This window comes from uncultured Ruegeria sp. (assembly GCF_947497005.1).
Classification (GTDB): Bacteria; Pseudomonadota; Alphaproteobacteria; order Rhodobacterales; family Rhodobacteraceae; genus Ruegeria.
The window spans coordinates 437,552-456,463 of the sequence record NZ_CANMFF010000002.1 but is presented as its reverse complement, the minus strand read 5'-3'; the positions used below and the strand labels follow the sequence as shown (position 1 = coordinate 456,463).

18 protein-coding genes, 1 tRNA gene and 1 pseudogene are annotated in these 18,912 nt (G+C 55.6%); 12 read left to right on the top strand and 8 right to left on the bottom strand.

Going from position 1 to position 18,912, the window contains the following annotated elements:
* Positions 1-2: 2 nt before the first annotated feature.
* The 8 genes and pseudogenes from Q0816_RS04680 to Q0816_RS04645 all read left to right on the top strand — a co-directional run bounded on the left by Q0816_RS04680 (position 3) and on the right by Q0816_RS04645 (position 5,814).
* Entirely contained in the window at positions 3-1,034 is a 1,032-nt protein-coding gene (locus Q0816_RS04680) for a histone deacetylase family protein (RefSeq protein WP_298848122.1), read from the top strand.
* Complete coding sequence (locus tag Q0816_RS04675) at positions 1,031-1,510, top strand: thioesterase family protein (RefSeq protein ID WP_298848120.1); 480 nt, start codon at positions 1,031-1,033, stop codon at positions 1,508-1,510. Before Q0816_RS04680 ends, Q0816_RS04675 begins: the two co-directional genes overlap by 4 nt.
* A 203-nt stretch (positions 1,511-1,713) precedes the next feature.
* Complete coding sequence (gene dctP / locus Q0816_RS04670; RefSeq protein WP_298848118.1) at positions 1,714-2,718, top strand: TRAP transporter substrate-binding protein DctP; 1,005 nt, start codon at positions 1,714-1,716, stop codon at positions 2,716-2,718.
* 84 nt (positions 2,719-2,802) lie between these two features.
* The gene (locus Q0816_RS04665) at positions 2,803-3,417 is read left to right on the top strand and encodes a TRAP transporter small permease (RefSeq protein ID WP_083445288.1); all 615 of its coding nucleotides are present in this window, start codon (positions 2,803-2,805) and stop codon (positions 3,415-3,417) included.
* On the top strand, positions 3,414-4,706 hold the full coding sequence (locus Q0816_RS04660; protein ID WP_298848109.1) for a TRAP transporter large permease: 1,293 nt from the start codon (positions 3,414-3,416) through the stop codon (positions 4,704-4,706). Before Q0816_RS04665 ends, Q0816_RS04660 begins: the two co-directional genes overlap by 4 nt.
* 431 nt (positions 4,707-5,137) lie before the next feature.
* Positions 5,138-5,287 (top strand): annotated as a pseudogene (locus Q0816_RS04655) (transposase); the annotation flags it as partial.
* Between the two features lie 74 nt (positions 5,288-5,361).
* The gene (locus tag Q0816_RS04650) at positions 5,362-5,673 is read left to right on the top strand and encodes a helix-turn-helix transcriptional regulator (protein WP_298848107.1); all 312 of its coding nucleotides are present in this window, start codon (positions 5,362-5,364) and stop codon (positions 5,671-5,673) included.
* Positions 5,674-5,814, top strand: coding sequence for a hypothetical protein (locus Q0816_RS04645; protein ID WP_298848106.1), 141 nt, complete (start codon positions 5,674-5,676; stop codon positions 5,812-5,814).
* Positions 5,815-5,912: 98 nt separating this feature from the next.
* Here Q0816_RS04645 and Q0816_RS04640 read toward each other — a convergent pair.
* The 6 genes from Q0816_RS04640 to Q0816_RS04615 form a co-directional block, all read right to left on the bottom strand.
* Positions 5,913-5,986 (bottom strand) — tRNA-Gly (locus tag Q0816_RS04640).
* Between the two features lie 71 nt (positions 5,987-6,057).
* On the bottom strand, positions 6,058-6,885 hold the full coding sequence (locus Q0816_RS04635; protein ID WP_298848104.1) for a hypothetical protein: 828 nt from the start codon (positions 6,883-6,885) through the stop codon (positions 6,058-6,060).
* Between the two features lie 126 nt (positions 6,886-7,011).
* The gene (locus tag Q0816_RS04630) at positions 7,012-8,064 is read right to left on the bottom strand and encodes a methyltetrahydrofolate cobalamin methyltransferase (protein ID WP_298848103.1); all 1,053 of its coding nucleotides are present in this window, start codon (positions 8,062-8,064) and stop codon (positions 7,012-7,014) included.
* A gap of 9 nt (positions 8,065-8,073) precedes the next feature.
* Positions 8,074-9,000: a methylenetetrahydrofolate reductase gene (locus Q0816_RS04625; RefSeq protein WP_298848101.1), complete on the bottom strand. Its 927-nt coding sequence runs from the start codon at positions 8,998-9,000 to the stop codon at positions 8,074-8,076.
* Between the two features lie 25 nt (positions 9,001-9,025).
* Positions 9,026-9,322 carry a virulence factor gene (locus Q0816_RS04620; RefSeq protein ID WP_298848099.1) on the bottom strand — a complete coding sequence of 99 codons (297 nt, stop codon included), beginning with the start codon at positions 9,320-9,322 and terminating at the stop codon, positions 9,026-9,028.
* Positions 9,323-9,570: 248 nt separating this feature from the next.
* Positions 9,571-11,457 carry a PhoX family phosphatase gene (locus Q0816_RS04615; RefSeq protein WP_298848097.1) on the bottom strand — a complete coding sequence of 629 codons (1,887 nt, stop codon included), beginning with the start codon at positions 11,455-11,457 and terminating at the stop codon, positions 9,571-9,573.
* Between the two features lie 180 nt (positions 11,458-11,637).
* Here Q0816_RS04615 and Q0816_RS04610 point away from each other — a divergent pair, with 180 nt between their 5' ends.
* Both Q0816_RS04610 and Q0816_RS04605 read left to right on the top strand, forming a co-directional pair.
* Entirely contained in the window at positions 11,638-12,750 is a 1,113-nt protein-coding gene (locus Q0816_RS04610) for a Ppx/GppA phosphatase family protein (protein ID WP_298848095.1), read from the top strand.
* Positions 12,750-13,472, top strand: coding sequence for an RlmE family RNA methyltransferase (locus Q0816_RS04605; protein ID WP_298848093.1), 723 nt, complete (start codon positions 12,750-12,752; stop codon positions 13,470-13,472). The genes Q0816_RS04610 and Q0816_RS04605 overlap by 1 nt, the downstream gene beginning before the upstream one ends.
* 275 nt (positions 13,473-13,747) lie before the next feature.
* Here the strand turns inward: Q0816_RS04605 and Q0816_RS04600 are convergent, their stop codons facing one another.
* Both Q0816_RS04600 and Q0816_RS04595 read right to left on the bottom strand, forming a co-directional pair.
* Complete coding sequence (locus Q0816_RS04600) at positions 13,748-15,649, bottom strand: multiheme c-type cytochrome (RefSeq protein ID WP_298848091.1); 1,902 nt, start codon at positions 15,647-15,649, stop codon at positions 13,748-13,750.
* Complete coding sequence (locus Q0816_RS04595; protein WP_298848089.1) at positions 15,646-16,512, bottom strand: YihY/virulence factor BrkB family protein; 867 nt, start codon at positions 16,510-16,512, stop codon at positions 15,646-15,648. Before Q0816_RS04595 ends, Q0816_RS04600 begins: the two co-directional genes overlap by 4 nt.
* 170 nt (positions 16,513-16,682) lie before the next feature.
* Between Q0816_RS04595 and Q0816_RS04590 the strand changes: the two genes are divergently transcribed.
* Together Q0816_RS04590 and Q0816_RS04585 are read left to right on the top strand one after the other, a co-directional pair.
* Positions 16,683-17,768, top strand: coding sequence for an AI-2E family transporter (locus Q0816_RS04590; RefSeq protein ID WP_298848087.1), 1,086 nt, complete (start codon positions 16,683-16,685; stop codon positions 17,766-17,768).
* 3 nt (positions 17,769-17,771) lie between these two features.
* Entirely contained in the window at positions 17,772-18,881 is a 1,110-nt protein-coding gene (locus tag Q0816_RS04585; RefSeq protein ID WP_298848086.1) for an acetoin utilization protein AcuC, read from the top strand.
* Positions 18,882-18,912 lie beyond the last annotated feature (31 nt).

Below are 18,912 nucleotides of genomic sequence, written 5' to 3'. Positions count from 1 at the left end.
ACATGAAGGTGTTTTCGGAACAGAAACGGCAAAGCCAACACAATCCAAGCGGTTTCCTGGTGAATGGTGTCATGCAACCCAACCCCGAAATACCCGAGCGGTTAGAAAAACTGCTTTCGGGCGTGGCTGCCGGTGGGCATGACCTGCATGTGCCAAAGGATCACGGGCTTGGCCCCATCGCGGCGGTTCACAGTCCCGTCTATTTGAAATTTCTGTCCACGGTTCATGAGCGTTGGAAGCGCATTCCCGATGCGACGCACGAGATTTTCCCGAACATTCACCCGGATCGCCGCACCGCCAGCTATCCATTGTCAGCGGTGGGACAGGCCGGATTTCATATCACCGACATGTCCTGCCCGATTGGTGAACATACCTGGGAGGCGGCGCGCTGGTCCGCAAATTGCGCTGTGTCCGCGGCTGAGGTCGTTCTGAACGGGGATCACGTGGCCTATGCGCTGTGCCGCCCGCCGGGGCATCATTGTTTCACCGATCTCGCGGGTGGCTTTTGCTACCTCAACAACAGTGCCATTGCCGCCCAGTTTCTGCGGCAAACCCACGACCGCGTTGCGATCATCGATGTTGATCTGCATCACGGCAACGGCACGCAGGGTATTTTCTTTGCGCGCGACGACGTGTTTACACTGTCCATCCATGCGGATCCCGCGCGGTTCTATCCGTTTTTCTGGGGCCACGCGCACGAGGTCGGAGAAGGTGCAGGGCACGGTTACAATCTGAACGTTCCGCTGCCTCGCGGTACCGGGACCGACGGATTCATGAAGGGTCTGCGCGACGGTTTGGCCCATGTGCGAAATTTCGCGCCGGGCGCTGTTGTGATTGCGCTTGGCCTCGACGCCTACGAGGGCGACCCCTTTGGTGGGCTGACGGTATCGACCTCCGGTTTTTCCGAGATCGGAAAAGAATTGGCCGCACTCGGTCTCCCGACAGTGATTGTTCAGGAAGGAGGGTACCTCTGTAACGAATTGGGTGACAACCTGCATGCGTTTCTCAGCGGGTTTGCGGACGGCACCCCATGACCCACGGAGTTGCATCAGAGATTCGTCAGGTGCCCGAAGCGTGGATTGACTACAACGGCCACATGAATCTGGCTTACTACGTGATGGCCTTTGACGAAGCGCTGGATGTCATGCTGGACGAAGAACTGGGTATTGGCCCCAGTTTCGTGAAGGCCTGTAACGCCGGGCCATTTGCACTCCAAAACCACGTCCACTACCTGGGTGAGCTTTTGGCAGGCGACGAGTTTCTCTGCCGGTTTCTACTATTGGATGCCGATGCTAAACGCCTGCATATCGCGGGATTGATGATAAAGCTGAAAGATCAAACAACTGTCTGCGTGATGGAACAGATTCTCATGAATGTTGATCACGGCACACGCCGCTCCGCCCCCTATCCGGCAGACATTCAAACCCGAATCGCCGCGTTGGCGGCTGAACACAAACCGATCGCCCGCCCTGCCCAAATTGGGCGGCCAATCGGTTTGATGAGACGATAATGGATCGAGCTTACGCTCGCAGACACCAGAAACCACACCCTGAAAAAATCCTAAATAGAGAGGAACCCGATCCAAGCAAAAACAAGCCTTGAATCAAATTGCACTGCGATATGTGTTCGCATAGTGTGACCAAACGCACTAATTTGCAGCGGTCAGCAAAAGATGCCAAACGAAATAAGAACCGCAAACTGGGAGAAAACTAGATGAAATTTAAAAATGTTACCAAGGGCCTGATGCTTGGCGCCGTAAGCGCGCTGATGTCCACCGCAGCGCTGGCAGAAGATATGAAACTGCGCTTTGCCGGTGTGTTCCCGATTGACCACCAGGGCACCAAGATGATGGAGCAGGTGGCCGCCGATGTTGCTGCCGCTGATGTCGGACTGACAATCGAAGTTTTCCCGGCCAACCAGCTTGGCTCGGGCGAGGCGCTTTTTGAAGATGTGGCGCGGGGTAATATCGATCTGGCGGCGGCGTTCATCTATGCCGACACCGACCCGCGCCTTGAGTTCCTGTCGATGCCGTTCCTCGTGGGTGGCTGGGATGACATGGACAACATCATGCGCAACATGGACTCCGAATATAACAAGATCCTGCAGGAAATCACCGACGAGTACGGTGTGAGCGTTATGGCACAGAACCCTGAAGGGTTTGTTGGCATCGTGGCTACTCAAGAGCCGACCAACTGGAACACGTTCGACGATAAAGGCATGAACATTCGTGTATGGTCGTCGCCCGCCGTTAAAGGCATGGTGGAAGCGCTTGGTTTCCAGGCCACGACCATGGCGTGGGGCGATATCTTCCCTGCGATCCAGTCAGGTATTGTTGATGGCGCGATCTGCTGCACCAAGACGGCAACCTATTCTATCTTCGCCCAGTCGGATGTTGGCACCCACTTTATCGAGTATAATTCCATCTCGGAACTGACGACGTTCTACGCGTCGCAGCGTACTCTGGACAAGCTGAATGACGAGCAGCGCGAAGCCCTGCAGTCAGCCATGACCAAGGCGTCGGACGACTTCTTCCAGTATAACCGCGACAACGATGCGGCGTTTGGAGAGAAGTTGGTCGAAAAAGGTTATACCATCCTGTCCCTGAACGACGAAGAACAGGCCGCGATGGCCGCACATATCCAGGAACAGATTTGGCCGATGATGGCCCAGAACGTTGGCCAGGATGTGATCGACCGTTTGCTGGCCAGCAAAAACTGATAGTCAGCACAATCAATCGGGCCGGCAAAATTGCCGGCCCTTTCGCTATTTACTAACAAAAAAGAAAAAAGCGGGGGGACAGGCATGTCGATTGAGAAAGATGACATGACGACGTATGTCGGCGACGACGACGCAGAAAAACCGCAGAAAGTCACGGACGAACTTCCACCGATCATTGGGTACCCCATGAAATTGATCGCATTTGTTATGCGACAGATCGTGATGGCCAGTGGCTTCCTGATGGCCTTCACCTTTGGTGCTGTTGTTGTGATCAGATACGGTTTTGGCGGCGATCTTTTTGCTTACGAAGAATGGCTTTTGGCCTTCTCTATCGTGGGCTTTTTTGCCGGAGCGGTTCTGGCATCTGCACGCAACCTGCACATCAACGCCGACATCCTGGGCATCGTGATCCATAATCCTCGGATGATCTGGTGGCGCGGATTCGTAGTGCTGTTGGTCGAACTGCTAATAATCCTCTTTATGGTTTATGCCTGCTACGTGTCGCTGCTGGACGACTTCTCGTTCCCACGGTTGAGGTCGACGCCGGTGTTGCGCATTCCTTTTGTTACCTGGCGTATCGCGATCATGTGCGCATTTGGCTTCATGGCGATGTTCACAGCTGCGTATCTTTACGTGCATATCCGAAAGGGGCTCGGTCTTCCTTTGCGGTCCGAAACCCTTAAAGGAGCCGCGAAATGATTATCGGCGGAAGTCTTATTATTGTCTGTCTGATGCTCTTGCTGGGCGTCAGCGTCTATGTGGCGTTTGGAGCTGTTCTGATCTTCATTGCACTGGTTGGGGATCAGTCCATTACGGGCTACTTGCCGACCGGTGCAACCGGGATCCGCTCTCTGGTGCTGTTGGCAATTCCGCTCTTCATGATTGCCGGCGGCATCATGGAGAAAGGCCGGATTGCAGCCCCCCTGGTGGCGCTGGCCGAGATGTTCATCGGTCACATCAAAGGTGGTTTGAACGCGGCATCCGTGCTGGCCTGCGGTGTCTTCGGCTCGATCTCGGGCAGTGCCAATGCGACGCTAACCTGTATCGGTGGCATCATGATGCCGCACCTGAAAAAGGCGAACTATCCGAAAGGGCAATCCGCAGCACTGATCGTGTCGGCAAGCCCTTTAGGCCTTTTGATCCCGCCCAGCTCGTCGCACATCCTTTATGGCTGGGTGGCACAGCAACACGTGCTGAAGTGCTTCCTGTCTACGGTCATCCCCGCGATCATCCTGATCACGCTTCTGATCATTACCAACCAGTTCATGCTGCGGAAGTATGACGATATCCAACTGACGGATCGTCCTGATCCGTTCATGCCTGCTCTCTTGGGTCAAGGCCGCTTGGCCGGGCCTGCGCTGATGATGCCGATTATCATTCTGGGTGGTATTTATGGCGGCATCATGACCCCGACAGAGGCCGCAGGCATCGCGGTTTGCTATTCGATCCCGGTTGCGATCTACTTCTATCGTGGCCTGACTTGGAAAACCCTGGCGCAAACGATCCAGAACTCAGGCGTGACCATTGGTGTGGTCATGGTCATGATTTTCATGGTTCTGATCGTGTCGGACAACCTGATCTCGCAGGGCGCTCCGCAACTGGCCAAGGACATGGTTTATTCTGTTTCGGATAACCCGGTCATTATCCTCTTGATGATCAACGTGGTGATGATCCTGATCGGGATGCTGATGGACGACATCTCGGGCCTTTTGTTGGCAACTCCGATCCTGCTGCCGATCGCCCAAAGTGTCGGAGTTGATCCGATCCATTTTGCCGCGATCATCGGTGTCAATCTTGGGATGGCCAATATCACGCCGCCGACGGCTCCGTTGCTGTACCTTGGGGCTCAAATCTGCGATACGCCGGTCTCAAAGATGTTGTGGCCGACATTGGTTTTCATCGTGTTTGCCTGGCTGCCGACGCTGATGCTGACGACATTCATTCCTGAATTGGCCCTGTGGTTGCCGGACTTACTGCTAAGCCGCTAGGACTATCGAAAATGTACAAAGGCGCCCAGGTTCGGGCGCCTTTCTTTTTGTTCGGAGCATCAAAGCCCCTAGCTTTTCGCTCGCAGATGGCCTGTCCGGCGCAGAATCTGCAGCGATGAGTATTCAGAGGACGTACATCCAAGAATGCAGACCAACAAATATTCCGGTTGCTGCCACCAAAGCCGCGATACCCAGTGTGTCTTTTACAACGTTGTTCATTGTCTGATCCTCTACAGGAGCTGCCATAACGACGCATAGATAGGTGAAACTTTGAGACGAAAACACCATCTAAAAACACATATGCGCCTTGCAATCATTGCATGGCGGCGGGACTCTTCGAAAGCTGCAGTCAAGTGTCTTGGCCGTACCCTAACCAAACTGCATTTGTACGTTGAAGCGAGTGTCTTTTAGGAAGCCAAACCGGAAATCGCCTGAAGATCATGCGTCTCAATACAGGCAAGTTCATCCGCCGCTTTTTGATCCATGTCCTCCCCAATGGCTTCCATCGTATCCGCCACTACGGTTTGTTGGTCAGTTCTGGTTGCAAAGCAAATATCGCGAAGATCCGGGCTTTGCTCAGTGTGCAAGCTGCATTAAATGATGCCCCCCATTGAAACCGCCAATGCGGGCTCCACAATGGCTCCAAAGATCGATCATGGAAATACGCATTAAAGAAATCCGGCAAGCCAAAGGGCTTACTCAGGACGAACTTTCAGTGAAGGTTGATTTATCTCGATCTTATTTGGCGCAATTAGAAAAGGGGACACGTCAACTCACCACCAAGAAGCAGGCTATTATTGCCGCAGCCCTTGATGTGGAGCCAACTGAGCTTGTAGATTTCAGCGCACCCGACAAAGACGACGAAGCGCTTCTTCTCGAGGCGTTCCGTGCCCTTTCCCCCGAACAGCGAAAAGCTTGGCTCGAATGGGCGAATGTAGCTAAGGGGTCCGCCCTGGATAAAGAGTGAATGTTCTATACACCACGCCAATTGGATCAACCGATCTTGTGCACCGAGAAAAACGGCAAATCAAAGATTCACCGGGGCACGGACTGCAAGAAGGTGAAGGTCGAAGATCTGGAAAACCTGATCGAAGGGAAAGCGGCCTAATCGGCAGGTATGCTCTGGTAAGTGTGGGGCAGAATGTGGGGTAGCTTAGGTTGCCCCTTTTTTATTTGGTTATTTTACAGTCGGTTAGTGGATTTATTTGGAGCGGGTAGCGGGAATCGAACCCGCGCGTTCAGCTTGGGAAGCTGACAGGCTACCATTACATCATACCCGCCGCGCCATTTGGGATAGCATCAGAGATGACAGGCGTTCAAGCCGGATCGTCGCCAAACCGCACCGAATTTATCACTCGGTTCTCGCACGCAGGCTTTCGATCAGGGATTGATCGACATCCAGCGCCTCACCCGCAGCTTCCAACGTACGACGGTCCAGATGTTGCGGGTTCAGATCGACCCCATCAGAAAACGCGTCAACTATGGCCCTCATTGCTGATATCCGGGCAAATTTTTTGTTGTTGGACGGTATGACATGCCAGGGTGCCACTTCGGTGGACGTGCGCGCCAGCATTTCATCCACGGCCACTTCTGCGACATCCCATTTCTCGCGGTTTCTGAAGTCCTCATAGGTCAGTTTCCACCGTTTCATGGGGTTTGTCAGACGCTCGGTAAAGCGGTTCATCTGCTCGTCTTGCGAGATATGAAAGAACAGTTTGACGATCCGGGTGTCGTCATCGACCAGCATCCGCTCAAGGTCATTGATTTCCTGATACGCGGCCCGCCAGCGCGTTTCGGGGGTCAGTTTTTCAATCCGTTCCACTAAAACCCGGCCATACCAGCTGCGATCAAAGGCAGAAATCGCCCCTGACGGCGGCAAACGTTCCCAGAACCGCAACAGATAGTGCCGGTTGAGGTAGTAATTTCGGGGAGCGCCAATAGGCCAGACCTTAAAGCTGCGCGGATCCAAGGCCTGACTGATCCGGCGAATGGTCCCCCCTTTTCCGGCAGCGTCCCAGCCTTCGAAAACCAGCACGCCCTTGATCCCGTGAAACAGATAGGCCTGCTGAATATTTGCCAATCTGGTCTGAAGTTCGATCAGCTGGTCGAAATAGTCTTTTTTGTTCAGCTTTTTGGTCAGATCCGCATCTGAGAGTTTTGGAGGGTGATGTTTACTCATGCTGCTACCTGATCGTTGCATCCTGGATCAGGATATTCTGAGGCCTTCAGCAAAGTCGACAATGATCAAGGTCAAATGAAAAAGGCCGAGCACTGGGCCCGGCCTTTGCAATCTATGTCGTTCAGATCAAGCGCGGCGGCGACGGCCACCACCGCGACGACCACCTGCGGTGCCCGCCTCATCCGGTGCTTTGTTGAACCTGATCCACTCACCGCCATGCGGGTCATTGTTGGTCAGCAGGTTGGCGGCGCGGATGGCTTCCATTTCCTTACCGGCGCGCGGCTTGGTCGAACCCAGACCGAACAGCTGGCAGAAGGTTTCATCATCCATGTCCGCAGGCAGAATGACGCCCTTGGCTTCGATCTCGGCCTTCTTCTCGGCAATTTTCTTGGGCCCGGTTGGCAGCGCAACGGGGTTCATGATCGCCGAAGTCATCCCGGCACCCATCGCCATTGGAAGGAATGCGTTGTTGATGCCGTGACGGTTCGGCAGACCGAACGAGACGTTGGATGCGCCACAGGTGGTGTTTACGCCCAGCTCTTCGCGCAAGCGACGGACCAGAGCGAACACCTGCTGGCCCGCAGTTGCCATCGCACCGATCGGCATCACCAGTGGGTCGACAACGATGTCATGCGCGGGGATGCCAAAATCGGCGGCGCGTTCAACGATCTTTTTCGCCACTTCAAACCGCACATCGGGATCTTCGGAGATACCGGTGTCATCGTTCGAGATGGCCACAACAGGCACGTTGTATTTCTTGACCAGCGGCAGAACCAGCTCCAGACGCTCTTCTTCGCCGGTGACCGAGTTCAGCAGCGGACGACCTTCGGCTGCTTCCAGACCCGCTTCAAGCGCTCCGGGAACAGACGAGTCGATGCACAACGGCACTTCGACCAGACCCTGAACCAATTCGACGATCTTGCGCATCAGTGGCGGTTCGGTCTCGTTCGGGTTGGGGTTCGAGTTGTAGACAACGCCCGCGTTGATATCCAGAACAGTCGCGCCTGCAGCGACTTGCGCCAGCGCGTCTTTTTCAACGGTCGAGAAATCGCCCGCTTCCAGCTCGGCAGCCAGTTTCTTGCGGCCGGTCGGATTAATCCGCTCACCGATCACGCAGAATGGCTCGTCAAAGCCCAGGACGGCTGTTTTTGTTTTTGATTCTACGACTGTACGGGTCATGTCCGTTCCTTAGGAGTTTACGGGCTTTGCCGAAGCGCCACCGTTATTGATCGCCCAGTTGGCGTTGGTCTTGATTCCGCCCAGCGGGAAGAAGTGTACGTTGGTGATATTGAAATCCGGGTTGGCCGCTTTGTGATTGGCCAGTTCAGTAACAACATCGGTCGGCTCATAAGGCAACAGCAACTTGGAGACGTCCATGGCGCGTTTTTGCAGAACCTTCAAAGACGGGCCAACACCGCAGGCGATTGCGAACTTGATCAGGGTCTGCAGCTTGGCCGGTCCAGCGATGCCGATGTGGATCGGCAGGTTGATGCCCGCTTCCTTCAGGCTGTCGGCCCAAGCGATGATCGGCTTGGCGTCAAAGGCAAACTGGGTGGCCAGCGCCATTTCGGTGTCTGTGGTTTCGCTGAATTTCTGTTTCCAGCGCAGAGCGTCATCAACATTCCGGGTCGATCCGTCCGGATCGATATCTTTATTGCCTTCGGGGTGGCCTGCAACGTGCAAACGTTTGAAGCCTGCCTTGTCAAACAAACCAGTTTCCAGCAGTTGCATTGAGCTGTCGAAATCACCATGCGGGTTGGCAACACCTCCGGCCAGCAACAACGCCTGATCAACGCCAGCTTCGCCCTGGTACATGGAAATCCAGTTCTCCAGCGTCGCGGCATCCTTGATGATCCGCGCCGGGAAATGTGGCATTACCGGATAGCCTTCCGCCGCAATACGCTTGGCGGTCTGGACCATATCCTCGATGGGCGTACCTTCGATGTGGGCGATGTAAACGCGCGTGCCTTCCGGCAGCAGCGCACGGAAATCGTCAACCTTTTCGGCGGTGCGCGGCATCACCTCGATCGAATAGCCCTGCAAAAAGGCTTCGACGGTGGGGTTTACCGGGGCCTTTTCGACCGCATCACGTTTCTTGAAGTTCAGCAAAGCCATTTCGGCCTCCCATAAAGTCTGGGGCTCATGCCCAACCGTCATTGGCGATCAGCGCTTTGACGCGGTCCTGATCGTATTCCGTTTCCAGACGCACGGCCTCGGCTTCAGCAATCTCGGCAGGGTCGCCTTCAACTGCAAAAGGTGCGGCTTTGCGCCATTCGGCCAGATAGGCATCACTGTCCTTAGCGTTTACCTTCATGGCGGCACGGTCGATCGCTTGTTCGAACCGTTCTTCCAATTGCCGCTTGGAGCCACGACGGCCTTTGCCGACGATGACCTGAGCGGGAATGTCGCGCCAGTACACGATAGTGACGTCAGGCATTGTTGTGATTCCTCCTAACCCGATAGGGCTGGTTCTAAACTTCAATGTAGGCTTGGGTCGGTCGAATTTCGACACACGGCGCTTTTCCAGCGACGTTTTTGCCCACGGTGATGTACAGGGCTTGTAACCAGTTTCCCGGCAAACGCGCATATCATAATTCTCATCGTCTCTATGAGGGCGCTGCATAAAAACAAAACACCCCGGACGGAAACAGCCGTCCGGGGCAAGATTTTAGGTGTCAGTTCGCTTTAACCAACCAGACCGCCATCTTCGCGGGTAACGGCGATGATCGCCGAACGCGGAACCGATTCGCCACCCTCGGGCCAGTGGCTGTTGCCATCTTCGCCCGGATGCTGAATGCCGACAAACATTGTGCGACGGTCTGGAGACCAGCTGAGGCCGGTGACTTCGCATTCGTTCGGACCAACCAGGAAGCGGCGGATTTCACCGGTGACCGGATCGCCTGCCAGCATCTGGTTGTTGCCCTGACCAGCGAAGTCACCTTCGTTGCCATAGTTGCCATCGGTTTGAATCCAAAGCAGACCGTTGCTATCGAACTTCAACCCGTCGGGCGAGTTGAACATATTGTCAGCGTTCACGTTCTCGGACCCGGCATAAGCGTCCCCGTGCACGGTGGGATTGCCCGCCAGCACATAGAGATCCCAGCCGAAACCAGCAGCCGTATGGTCGCCGCCATTCGGACGCCACCGAACAATCTGACCGTAATTGTTCTTGTCCCTCGGGTTCGGACCATTGACCGAGGTGTCGTCGCCCCCGGCATTGGGCTTAACGCCACGGTTTTTGTTGTTGGTCAGGCAGCAATAAACCTCGGGCGCATTCGGATTTGACGCAACCCACTCCGGACGGTCCATGGTGGTACCGCCAACCGCCGATGCGCCTTGACGCGTGTGGATGCAAACCTCGGCCTGCGATGCAAGACCGGTGGTTTCGGGCGTCAGCGCCAGCCACTCACCAGTGCCGTCATCGTTGAACTTGGCTACCGAAAGCGTGCCACTTTCAAACAGCGCATTCGTGTCCACCCCGGCTGCGTAAACGCCATCGGACACGAAGCGGTACAGAAATTCACCCCGCTCGTCATCGCCCATGTACACCACAACGCGACCGTCGTTGTTGACCACAGTATCCGCGTTCTCGTGCTTGAAGCGACCCAGCGCGGTCAGCTTGCGCGGGGTCGAATTCGGATCGGTCGGATCAATCTCGACGACATAACCAGCGCGGTTTGGCTCGTTGGGGTCCTTGGCAACGTTGAAACGGTCGTCAATTTTGGCCCAGCCATAACCCCAATCGCTGGCTGAAACGCCATAACGTTTCAGTTCCGGGCTCACTTCGTGGTTTTCGTCCTCCGCCGAGAAGTAGCCGTTGAAATTCTCTTCACAGGCCAGATAGGTGCCCCACGGCGTCTTGCCGTTGCCGCAATTGTTCCAGGTCCCCTTGCAAGCTGTACCCGACGGATCGGCGGTTGTTTTCATAAGGTCGTGACCTGCTGCCGGGCCAGTGATCGTCATATCGGTCTGAGGTGTGACGCGGCGGTTATAAGGGCTGTCCTTCACGATGCCCCACCCGCCCTCAGAGTTGGCAATCTCAACAACCGTAACACCATGCGCCATCATGCCTTTGGCAACGTCGTCGTCAGATGCCGCCTTGGCATCGGGATTGTTGCCCCAAAGGATGTCGCGGTTGGTGTATTCATTGTTCACAACCAGCAGAACGTGACCGTCGTGGAAAAAAACGTCCTGACCATCAGTATTATCACCAAAGGCGCGTTCCTGGCTGGCCGCTGTGCCACGGGTGGCGTGATCAAATTCGGGCGCGTCTGACCACAGCGGGTCACCCCAACGCACCATGACTTCAGCCTTGTACCCTGCAGGCACAATCACATCGTCCGCCGTCGACACCGGAATCGCTTCGAACGAGAACCGGTTCGCTGCGGCACGGGCACCTGTTGGCAGAATCGAACCACCGACAGCGGCAAAACTGCCCATAGCCAGAACCCCTCCCATAAATCCACGGCGTGACAAGGCGCGTTCGACCACACGGTCAAAATCACATTCTTCGGGACGAGGGTTTACGATTTCGTCGTATTCATCAAAAGAAAGGGTGTGATCGTCTTTCATGATAATCTCCGTATCTGGCTGTAAGCTTTTAAAGAATCCTACTGAGGGTTCTGTGGACGCCCATCGCACCTCAGTATGAACGGCTTGTGACACTCGCATTAAATTCAATTTTGAAATCACTTGCGCGTCGGCAATCCCCCGCCTAGGGTCAAACTAACTCGAAAATCGGAGGGCGTGAAGATGGCGCCCAAGCGTCCCAAAGGTGCGGGCGCGTTCCCGAAAGCGGTCGAAAGCCCCGCGCCGGCAAGACCCGATCCAGATGCGTTATATGCGGCGCTGGATCTGGGGACAAATAGCTGCCGCATGTTGATAGCCCAGCCCAAGGGCAGCGGGTTCCATGTGGTGGACAGTTTTTCCAAATCCGTGCAGTTGGGCTCGGGGCTGGAACGTACCGGACGTCTGTCGCGGGCGTCTATGGCCCGTACCGTACAGGCATTGCGAATCTGTCAGCAAAAACTGAAACGCAACAGGGTCAGACGGATGCGTCTGATCGCGACCGAGGCGTGCCGTCGCGCCAAGAATTCGCGTGAATTCATTCGTCAGGTAAAACGGGAAACCGGTCTGACGCTTGATATCATTCAGCCCGAGGAAGAAGCGCGTCTGGCGGTCATTTCCTGTGCACCGCTTGTATCAACCAAGACCGAGCAATTGCTGGTTGTCGATATAGGTGGCGGCTCGACCGAATTGGTCTGGATCGATATCTCATCCGTTCCTCGCCGCGACCGTCCGGCCGCGATCATGCGATTACATAACGGGTTCCACACCGCCGACAGCCCCTTCCCCGCCGCTAAAGTCGTGGATTGGATCAGTGTGCCGCTGGGCGTGGCCACATTGCGGGATCAGTTCCACGATGTTGAAGACGATTCTGCGCGCTTTGCCCTGATGAGCTGGTTTTTCGAGGAAAACCTTGCCGATTTCGCGCCTTATAAAGACGTACAGGCGCGAGAGGGATTTCAGATCGTCGGCACAAGCGGCACGGTGACGACGGTTGCAGCGTCGCATCTGGGCCTCAAACGGTATGACCGGACCAAGGTGGACGGGCTGCGCATGACCAGCGATCAGATTGACAAAGTCATACGTGGGTATTTAGAACTCGGCCCTCACGGGCGCCGCCGGGACCCTCGAATTGGTGATGACCGGCAAGCCCTGATCATGTCCGGCTCGGCCATTTTGCAGGCTTTGTTACGTTGCTGGCCCACCGACCGCCTTTCCGTGGCGGACCGGGGGCTGCGTGAAGGCTTGCTTTATGCGCAGATGAGTGCGGACGGTGTATTGGAAGACGGACCGTTCTGATGGCGAAGACACCGACTGGAAAAAACAACTCGGGCCGCGGGCAGCGCGACCTGAAGGTGAAGGTTAAAACCGCACGTGGGCGAAAGCTCAGTTCGACCCGCTGGCTTGAGCGGCAGTTGAACGACCCATATGTCAAGCGCGCTCAGTCCGATGGCTATCGTGGGCGTGCGGCTTATAAAATATTGGAACTGGACGACAAATTCCGTTTTCTTGTACCTGGCGCGCGCGTCGTTGATCTGGGCTGTGCACCTGGCGGCTGGTGTCAGGTGGCCGCCAAACGCGTGAACGCGTTGGGTGAAAAGTCTGGCAAACGAGTCGGAACCGTGCTGGGCATTGACCTGCAAGAGATCGAACCCGTTGCCGGGGCTGATACCTATGTGCTGGACTTTTTGGAAGACGATGCCGATCAAAAGGTGAAAGACTGGCTTGGCGGCAAGGCAGATGTGGTGATGTCGGACATGGCCGCTTCATCTTCCGGGCACAAACAGACCGACCACCTGCGAATCATGGCACTGTGTGAAACCGCAGCCTATTTCGCATTTGATGTGCTGGAGGAGGGCGGCACCTTCGTGGCCAAGGTTCTGGCCGGGGGGGCTGAAGGCGATCTGCAAAAACTTCTGAAGCAGAAGTTTCTGAAAGTGGCCAACGTCAAACCACCCGCATCACGTTCGGACAGTTCGGAAAAATTCGTTGTGGCAACAGGGTTTCGCGGCGAATCTTAATCGTCCAACCTGATGAGGTTTCCGCTTAGACGTTGTTCGCGCAACGACGTGGCCGCCATGCCCTGCAACATCAGTGTATCTCCGTGCGTCACGTATACTGGTTCCCGGTTGCGCAGCTCTTCTATGCGTTGCGCCAAAGAAATCGGGGTAAGACTCGTTGTTCTCTGCCTTGTCGTTTCAATGGACATCGATCACCTCTAAACAGCACAGCTTAAGTGGTGTTAGTAGGAAATCTTGCCGCGAAGATGGAACAATTCGGGCAGCCGTATGCCGGATCAGGGACCGAGTTGTTGCAACAATTGATTCAAAGCCGGATCATCGGGCAACCTGTCCAGTGCCTCGCGCAGTGCGGCACGTGCATCTTCCGGACCACGATTGATCTGGACCAATTGCACCAGCATAGGCCACGCTTCGGCCCGCTGTGGGTCCAACGTCACAACCTCTCGGAAGGCCTGCTCTGCGGCCGGTGCATTGCGCAGCGTTAACGCCATTCCTCCCAGAACCAGATGAGTTTCCGGGGCATCTAGCCTATTCGATATCGCCTCTTGCCACTCGGACATGCCTGCCCCCGCCAATGTCCGCTGCTGAGGTGTCAGGGCTTGCGGTGGAACATTCAGGAATTCTTTGGCAGCAGCAATGCGCACGTTTCGCAGAGGGTCGGATAGTAAGGGCTCCAACCTTAGCACCTGATCCGCCGGGCTGGCCTGACGCTGCAGTGCTGCGGCATTCGCCCGTATCAGCGGATCATCGTCTTGCAAAAGGGGCGCAGTGATCGCGGCAACCTCTGGTGAGCCGAAAGGTTGCATCAGATAAGCGGCGGTCGCTCTCACGATGCCCGGTTGCGACGCATCCATTGCGACGGAGAGCAAACCCTCTGGTGTTTCGAGTTGCCCTTCGGCAGCGGCCTGGAAAACGGTCCCGTAATGCTCCCCGCGATTGGATGAGCCGGGGAACCAGCCGTCAATCTGGTTGGCAGCCCAAGCCTGATCTTCACCCTGATGACAGTCTGTGCAGGCGTCAACGCCCAGCCCCAGGTCCGGTCGTGGAATGCGGAAACTGTGATCGCGACGACTGTCAACACCCATATAGGTCCGCTCGATCATGTGGCAGCTTTTGCATTGGGCCCCTTCACTGTCTTCAGGGTGATGATGATGCTCGGGGGTGTCATAATCCTTTGATGCGAGGGTCGGGAATTCCGGGTTTCCTGCAGGGGAATGACACTGCGTGCAAACCGCGTTCCCTTCGGCTTTCAAATCCGCGCTATGCGGTTCATGACAATTCATGCAACCAACGCCCCGCGCATACATCTTGGACTGCAGGAACGAGCCGTAGACGTAAACCTCATCCAGTATCTGCCCGTCAGGATGATACGAACCAGGTCGCAACACGGCCAGATTATAGGCATCGTGATACGGGGTTCCCGGAACCGGATTTCCGTTACCATGCGCTTCACGGCGGGAATGGCATCCGGCGCATTGTTGTATCTCTGCCTCGGTCTGGCCCTTGCCCCAGCTCATCAGAAAACCCGTATCGCTGAGACCGTCTGCTATGCCCTGCCCTTCGATCCATTCGATATGTGCAGACCCCGGCCCGTGGCAGGCTTCGCACCCGACACCGATCTCAACCTGTTGCGAGCTGTAGGTTCTGGTTTGAGGGATGTAATTCTTCTCAAATCCCGTGGCATGACATTCGGCGCAACGCGCATTCCAGTTCTTGTACGGCCCCCACCAATGCAAACCGTCATCGGGTGGCAAGTCCTGTTCCGGATACAGGTGATACCACCGCTTCTGCTGCGTGTCCCAAACCACATCAAAGCTTTGCAAGCGACCCGGCTCAGTCTCAAAAAGGTATTGCTGCAAGGGTTCGATCCCAACGACGGAATGCACGTCATATTCCGTCGACAGCCCGTCTTTTTCTGTCACGCGAGCGGTGAACCTGTCTGCCTTTTCTCCAAACTCGACAGTCATCCCGTCATGATCGAACTGGGTTCCGCTAAAATCAGCGACAAGAGCGCCGTCACTGGGGCCTGTCCAAGCCAGCGCATGGTGTGACGAAGCCCAGGCATCGGCTTCCTGTTGATGGCATTCAGTACACCGATCTGAGCCGACATAGTCTGCCGCTTGCGCATGAACTTTACCAGCAATTGCAAGGCACGCCAGCATTATGACAACTCTCATGCGGTGTCTCCGTCAGCGGCGTTCTGCAGATCAATCAATGCACCATTGTATTCGGCCCCAAGGATCAGCATCGCGGAGCATAGGTACAAAAAAATCAGCGCAGCCATGGCTCCGGCCAAACCTGCATAAGTGGCGCTGTATGTGGCGAACTGGCTGATATAGACTGAAAAGGCCCACCCTCCGGCTGCCCACAAAACCAAAGTCAGCATGACGCCGGGTAGAATTTGCATCAGGCTGTGCCTGCGGGTTGGCAGAACAAGATGCGCCAGAAGGACGGTGCCTGCGGGAACCGCCACGGTAAACGTCCAGCGCAGGCGATCCACGGAAAACCAATTGGCAACAGCTACTTCAGTGTGCTCTGCCACCAGTCTCGTATAGACCGGCAAAACAACCTCGACCGCCGCGATTATCAGGATGGCCGAACCGCCCAGAATGACCAAGACTAGACATAGCAGCCGGGTTTTCCAGAAAGGCCAACTGTCCTGATCGTGATAAGCTTGATTCATGGCCGCACGCACCGCCGCCACGCCGTTTGAGGCAAAATAAATCGCTAGCAGGCCGCCCAACGTAATGACGCCCGAACCGGACCCAGCCAGAACAGCACGCAACTCGGCCACGATGGGATCCGCGACGTCCTTTGGCCACGCCCCGAAAATCAGGTCGATCAGCTCATCCGTGACATAGCCCTGTGACAGTGCCCCCGCCAATGCCACCGTGAACAGCACAAAGGGAAACAGCGCCATCATCAGCGACATGGCAACATGGCTGCTCATAACAAAACCATTCTTTCTGCCGAACCGGCGTATTGCCAGCCAGAGAGCCTGAACAGGTCGGCCAAACAGGGGATTCGCAGGAGAGGTCATCCTGCAAACCTAACCTGCCGAAAAAGAACACAAAACCCGTGATCGGTATCATTATGGAGAATGAAGGCCAACAAATGCCTGAACGCATTGCATAAACCGGGTCTCGCGTGCAGGATTGGGCCACACAGGGCGGGTTTTGGGCTCTGCTTTTGTCAGACACAGGATACTGAATGACCCCGGATCAGAAAGACATCACGGTTCGACCCAGGCTTCGACTGTCAGTTGTTCGGGACACATGTATCATCGCGACACTGATCGTGCTTGGTCTCTATGCCGGTGCGAACTTTCTGATCCCGCTTGCCATGGCGTTGTTGGTAAACGTTCTCATCATTGCGCTGAGCGATCGCGTCGTTGCGCTGACCCGGGCTCCGGTTTGGTTGGCCAATATTGCCGGCGTCACCGTCGTTTTGGCTGGTTTGTTCATGATCATGTATGTGCTGGGCAGCCAAGCGACGCAATTCGCACGATCCATCACTACCTATGAGAATCAGTTTGACGGCGCGGTTGAGCGTATTACGGGTCTCGTCGGCAACGATGTCACCACGTTCATTCGCGACAATCTGGTCAGTATCGACATGTCCTATGTCGCACGTTTGCTTCTGGGCAGCGCAACCTCGCTATTGAACCAGTTCTTTCTGATCAGCCTATATGTCGCCTTCCTGATGGCTGAACGACTGGCCTTTCGCAAAAAGATCCAGCTTGCCGCAGGAGATCCGAAAACCGGGGCCGAGTTTTCGACCATGCTGGATGCGATCTCGGTCAGCCTGCAGCGCTATGTCGGCGTCAAGACCCTGATAAGCCTGATTACGGCAAGTATCAGCTATTCGGTTTTCCGGGCGCTTGGACTGGAATACGCAGAAACATGGGCTGTTCTGACCTTTGCTCTGAACTTCATCCCCTCAATCGGTTCGATCATTGCCGTGTTCTTTCCGGCCATGATTGCGCTTGTTCAGTTTGAAACTATCGTTCCGTTTCTGGTTATCGTTCTGGGCTGCGGCACGATCCAGTTTCTGATCGGTAATTTTGTGGACCCTGCCATGCTCGGCCGGTCTCTGAACATGTCGACCTTCCTTGTTATTCTGGCCCTGACCTTTTGGACAACGGTCTGGGGTCTGATCGGCGCCTTTCTGAGCGTACCGCTGACCGTTTGCATCCTGATTGTGTTCAGCCACATCCCTGCGCTGCGCCCGGTTGCGATATTGATGTCCTTGGATGGCAGGTTGGGCGAGGATAACAGTCAGGCCACAGCAAGCTAGGTCATGACGCGTCCACTGTTCATCGGATCGGAAATCTATCGAAACTCGACCTACGGGTCGAAACACCCGCTGGCGATACCACGGGTTTCAACCGTCATCGATCTGTGCCGGGCAATGGGGTGGTTGACGTCAGAAAACTACCGGGTCAGCCCCTGCGCAAAACCCAGCGCCCTGAAGACGTTTCATACGCCAGATTACATCGCCGCCTTGCAACAGGCAGAGAGGGATCAGCACGTATCGGACGACACACGCGAACGTTATGGTCTCGGGACACTGTCGAACCCCGTGTTTGCCGAAATGTATCGACGGCCTGCTACTGCGGCTGGCGGCTCGATGCTGGCAGCGGAACTGATCCGCGACGGCGGGATTGTTTTCAACCCGGCAGGTGGTACGCATCACGGGCTGGCAGATCGGGCAAACGGGTTTTGTTATCTCAACGATCCTGTGTTGGCGATCCAAACCTTGTTGAACACCGGGCTGGACCGCATCGTTTATGTCGACATTGACGCCCATCACTGTGATGGCGTTGAAGCGGCCTTTCATGGATCCACGAAACTCCGCATGATTTCGGTGCACGAGGCACGTCGTTGGCCATTTACCGGTTCTCTGGAAGACGATGCAGGCGGCGCAGCCTTCAATTTGCCGGTGGCCCGGAACCTGAATGATGACGAGTTCGATCTGATACTTGACCAGTTGATCCTTCCTGCAACCGACGCCTTCAAACCGCAGGCCATCGTCCTGCAATGCGGCGCCGATGCCGTGGCCGAAGACCCTTTGTCCCGCCTGACCTTGTCGAACAATGCTCATTGGCGGGCTGTTGCCCGTCTCCAAACTCTGACACCCCGGTTTCTGGTTCTGGGCGGCGGCGGTTACAATCCGTGGTCCGTCGGTCGCCTTTGGAGCGGGGTCTGGGCCACCCTGAATGGATATGAAATTCCGCCCCACCTGAATGAGAACCAGCATAGTATCTTGAACAATCTGAGCTGGAACCGGAATGTTGGGTGTGACAGACCAAGGCACTGGTCGACAACCCTTCGCGATCCAGGCAATCCCGGCCCCATAAGCTCCGGGCTCAAATCAGACATTCAAAAACTCAAACCTCGGAATTCATAGTGGATTGAGTGCGAGTGTCCTGTTAACATTC

What these genes read in the sequence shown, in the direction of transcription:
- Q0816_RS04680 (WP_298848122.1), top strand. Translation starts at nt 3, where the DNA reads ATGAAGGTGTTTTCGGAACAGAAACGGCAAAGCCAACACAATCCAAGC.
- Q0816_RS04675 (WP_298848120.1), top strand. Translation starts at nt 1,031, where the DNA reads ATGACCCACGGAGTTGCATCAGAGATTCGTCAGGTGCCCGAAGCGTGG.
- dctP (WP_298848118.1), top strand. Translation starts at nt 1,714, where the DNA reads ATGAAATTTAAAAATGTTACCAAGGGCCTGATGCTTGGCGCCGTAAGC.
- Q0816_RS04665 (WP_083445288.1), top strand. Translation starts at nt 2,803, where the DNA reads ATGTCGATTGAGAAAGATGACATGACGACGTATGTCGGCGACGACGAC.
- Q0816_RS04660 (WP_298848109.1), top strand. Translation starts at nt 3,414, where the DNA reads ATGATTATCGGCGGAAGTCTTATTATTGTCTGTCTGATGCTCTTGCTG.
- Q0816_RS04650 (WP_298848107.1), top strand. Translation starts at nt 5,362, where the DNA reads ATGGAAATACGCATTAAAGAAATCCGGCAAGCCAAAGGGCTTACTCAG.
- Q0816_RS04645 (WP_298848106.1), top strand. Translation starts at nt 5,674, where the DNA reads ATGTTCTATACACCACGCCAATTGGATCAACCGATCTTGTGCACCGAG.
- Q0816_RS04635 (WP_298848104.1), bottom strand. Translation starts at nt 6,885, where the DNA reads ATGAGTAAACATCACCCTCCAAAACTCTCAGATGCGGATCTGACCAAA.
- Q0816_RS04630 (WP_298848103.1), bottom strand. Translation starts at nt 8,064, where the DNA reads ATGACCCGTACAGTCGTAGAATCAAAAACAAAAACAGCCGTCCTGGGC.
- Q0816_RS04625 (WP_298848101.1), bottom strand. Translation starts at nt 9,000, where the DNA reads ATGGCTTTGCTGAACTTCAAGAAACGTGATGCGGTCGAAAAGGCCCCG.
- Q0816_RS04620 (WP_298848099.1), bottom strand. Translation starts at nt 9,322, where the DNA reads ATGCCTGACGTCACTATCGTGTACTGGCGCGACATTCCCGCTCAGGTC.
- Q0816_RS04615 (WP_298848097.1), bottom strand. Translation starts at nt 11,457, where the DNA reads ATGAAAGACGATCACACCCTTTCTTTTGATGAATACGACGAAATCGTA.
- Q0816_RS04610 (WP_298848095.1), top strand. Translation starts at nt 11,638, where the DNA reads ATGGCGCCCAAGCGTCCCAAAGGTGCGGGCGCGTTCCCGAAAGCGGTC.
- Q0816_RS04605 (WP_298848093.1), top strand. Translation starts at nt 12,750, where the DNA reads ATGGCGAAGACACCGACTGGAAAAAACAACTCGGGCCGCGGGCAGCGC.
- Q0816_RS04600 (WP_298848091.1), bottom strand. Translation starts at nt 15,649, where the DNA reads ATGAGAGTTGTCATAATGCTGGCGTGCCTTGCAATTGCTGGTAAAGTT.
- Q0816_RS04595 (WP_298848089.1), bottom strand. Translation starts at nt 16,512, where the DNA reads ATGACCTCTCCTGCGAATCCCCTGTTTGGCCGACCTGTTCAGGCTCTC.
- Q0816_RS04590 (WP_298848087.1), top strand. Translation starts at nt 16,683, where the DNA reads ATGACCCCGGATCAGAAAGACATCACGGTTCGACCCAGGCTTCGACTG.
- Q0816_RS04585 (WP_298848086.1), top strand. Translation starts at nt 17,772, where the DNA reads ATGACGCGTCCACTGTTCATCGGATCGGAAATCTATCGAAACTCGACC.